We start from the raw sequence: 2427 nt of genomic DNA, 5'->3' as shown, positions 1-2427 counted from the left end.
ACGTCAGCCGAAGCACACTGCACCGCTACTTCCCCGATCGCCAGGCGTTGGTCGACGCCGCGCTCATCGCAGCCAGCACCTTGCTCGAACGCGAGGGACAGAAGGCGACGATCGGCAACGAGACGGCGGCGGAGCAGCTCGAGGCGCTCATGCGCGCGTCGATCGACGTCGGCGACGCACTCATCTTCCTCTTCGCTGACCCCGAGCGGTTCAAGGGGAACCCCAACTGGCATGAAGGCGAAGACGAGGAACTGCCTACCATCATCCGACGCGCACAGGACGAAGGCATCCTGCTCGCGGACGTGGACCCGGCATGGATCCTCGGCATCTTCTACTCGATCATCTACGTCGCGGCCGAGTCGATCAACAGCGGGCACCTGCCCCGCCACCGCGCCGGAGACGTCGCCATCCGCACCTTTCTCCACGGATTCTCCACCGCCGGTGGCTCCTCCTCTTAAGGTCTGGCCAGCCGATTGGCCCAGCTCGGCCGCCTCGCGCCTGGGCGCAGCCGGGCTGGTGGACGGCACTCGACCCCGTCGCCGTCGATGTGTGCGAGCCGGTGCCGTCGCGCTGCCGTCCGCGTCCGGGTCACCAGGGGACCACACCCTCGTCGTCGAAGAAGCCGCCGCGCGGCCCGTCATCCGGCAGAGTAGCGAGCTGGATCGCGATCGCGGCACCCTGCTCGGGCGTCCGCGGCGCGTTGAAGCCGGTGAAGTCGGTCGCGACGTAGCCGGGGCAGCCAGCGTTCACTATGACGTTCGTGTCGGCGAGCCGGCGGGCGTACTGTGCCGTGACGCTGTTGAGCATCGACTTTGATGGTGCATAAGCGGCCAAGATCGGGCCGGTCTGCACTGTCAGCGAGCCCATGTTGCTCGACATGTTGACAATGCGCGGCGAGCCTGCGCGGCACAGCAGCGGGAGCATCGCGTTCGTCACCCGCATGACCCCGAACACGTTCGTGTCGAGGACGGTGCGCATGACGTCGAGGTCGAGTGTCGTCGGGTCTTGCGCGCCTCCGTCGGTCCGGCCGGAAATGCCGGCGTTGTTGACGAGCACGTCGAGCCGTCCTGCCGTCCGCTCGATGGTCGCCGCTGCCGCGGTGACGCTGTCGTCGGAGGTGACGTCGAGGACGACCCCGAACGCGTCGATGTCTGCGGCACGCAGACGCTCGACGGCCTCCTCGCGCCTGGCCTCGTCGCGCGCGCCCACGGCGACCGTGAAGCCGATCGCCCCGAGACCCTGTGCGATGGCGAAACCGATTCCCTTGTTCGCACCGGTGACCAGCGCGATCTTTGTGTTGTTCACTCGATCCATGCTCGGCGAGCCGCGCACTCGTTGTCCAAGACCGATTCAGTACGCCGTGATACTCGCCAGGTATCAGTCGGTAGGCTTTGTCCGTGGACGATCTCGAGACCCGCGAACTCCGGTACTTCGTCGCCGTTGCCGAGGAGCTGCACTTCGGCCGCGCCGCCGGTCGGCTCGGGATCGCACAACCGCCACTCTCACGTGCGATCCGCCAGCTGGAACGGCGGCTCGGCGTCCAGCTCCTCGACCGGGACCGTCGTGGCGTGGCGCTCACCGACGCCGGCAGTGTGCTGCTCCGCGAAGCCCGAGCGGCCCTCGACGCGGTCGCGGCCGCTGCGCGCCGGACGCGGCGTGCCGGGGATCTGAAGCGGCCGCTGGTGCTCGTGACGAAAGCCGGGGCGTCCCACGAGCTTCTGCAACAGCTCCTCGACGCGCACGCAAACGAACCCGGCGCGACGCCGATCGAAGTACTCCTGTGCGAGGTCGGCGAGCAGGCACAGCTACTGCGCAACGGGCGCGCCGACGTCGCACTCATGCACCATCCATTCGACGACCTCGCCGGGTTCGACACCGAGGACCTCTGCGTGGAAGGCCAGGTCGCGATCCTTCCCGCGAAGCATGCGCTCGCGACACGGGATCAGCTCACGCTCGCGGACGTCCGCGATGTGCCCGACCTGCCGATCGCTCGATGGCCCCGGCTCGACGGGTCCTACCCGGACGGTCCCGGACCGGAGGTCCACACCCAGTCGCAGCTCGCTCAGCTCGTAGCCCTCGGCAAGACGCTGCTCGTCATCCCCGCCTCCAGCCGTGCCTGGCAGTGGCCCGAACACGTCGCGGTGCCCGTCGTCGACGCGCCGAACGTCACCACGGTGATCGCATGGCCGCCGAGCAGTCACTCACCGGCAATTACCTCACTCGTCCGCTCAGCGGCCGGGCTCCGCGACACCGCGCTGCCCGCGCCCACGGGCTGAGATCACGCGCGTGGCTCGCTTGGTCTGGAACTACCAGGTCTCAGGCGTGCCCGTAGTCCTTCGCAGTCACCTCGCATCGTCTGATGCGCGGTAGGCGCTGTCATACTCGAACGTCACGTTCCCTTCGCGGGACTGCGTAAGCCTGCCACAC

General features: G+C 68.2%; 3 protein-coding genes. 2 read left to right on the top strand and 1 reads right to left on the bottom strand.

Translation table 11 applies throughout. The features are described from left to right. The coding region (locus ELR45_RS32925) for a TetR/AcrR family transcriptional regulator (protein WP_165368315.1) at nucleotides 1–458 on the top strand (458 nt) is incomplete at its 5' end. A 130-nt stretch (nucleotides 459–588) separates the two neighbouring features. Here ELR45_RS32925 and ELR45_RS32920 read toward each other — a convergent pair. Beyond that, nucleotides 589–1314: an SDR family oxidoreductase gene (locus ELR45_RS32920; RefSeq protein WP_129670058.1), complete on the bottom strand. Its 726-nt coding sequence runs from the start codon at nucleotides 1312–1314 to the stop codon at nucleotides 589–591. Nucleotides 1315–1397: 83 nt separating this feature from the next. On the opposite strand from ELR45_RS32920, the gene ELR45_RS32915 reads away from it, so the two are divergent. Further along, nucleotides 1398–2276 carry a LysR family transcriptional regulator gene (locus ELR45_RS32915; protein WP_129670057.1) on the top strand — a complete coding sequence of 293 codons (879 nt, stop codon included), beginning with the start codon at nucleotides 1398–1400 and terminating at the stop codon, nucleotides 2274–2276. Nucleotides 2277–2427: the final 151 nt, after the last annotated feature.

The sequence above is a fragment of the Phytoactinopolyspora endophytica genome (assembly GCF_004138495.1).
Lineage (GTDB): Bacteria > Actinomycetota > Actinomycetes > Jiangellales > Jiangellaceae > Phytoactinopolyspora > Phytoactinopolyspora endophytica.
Note: the sequence above shows the minus strand (reverse complement) of the source record. Positions and strands in the feature narration are given on the sequence as shown.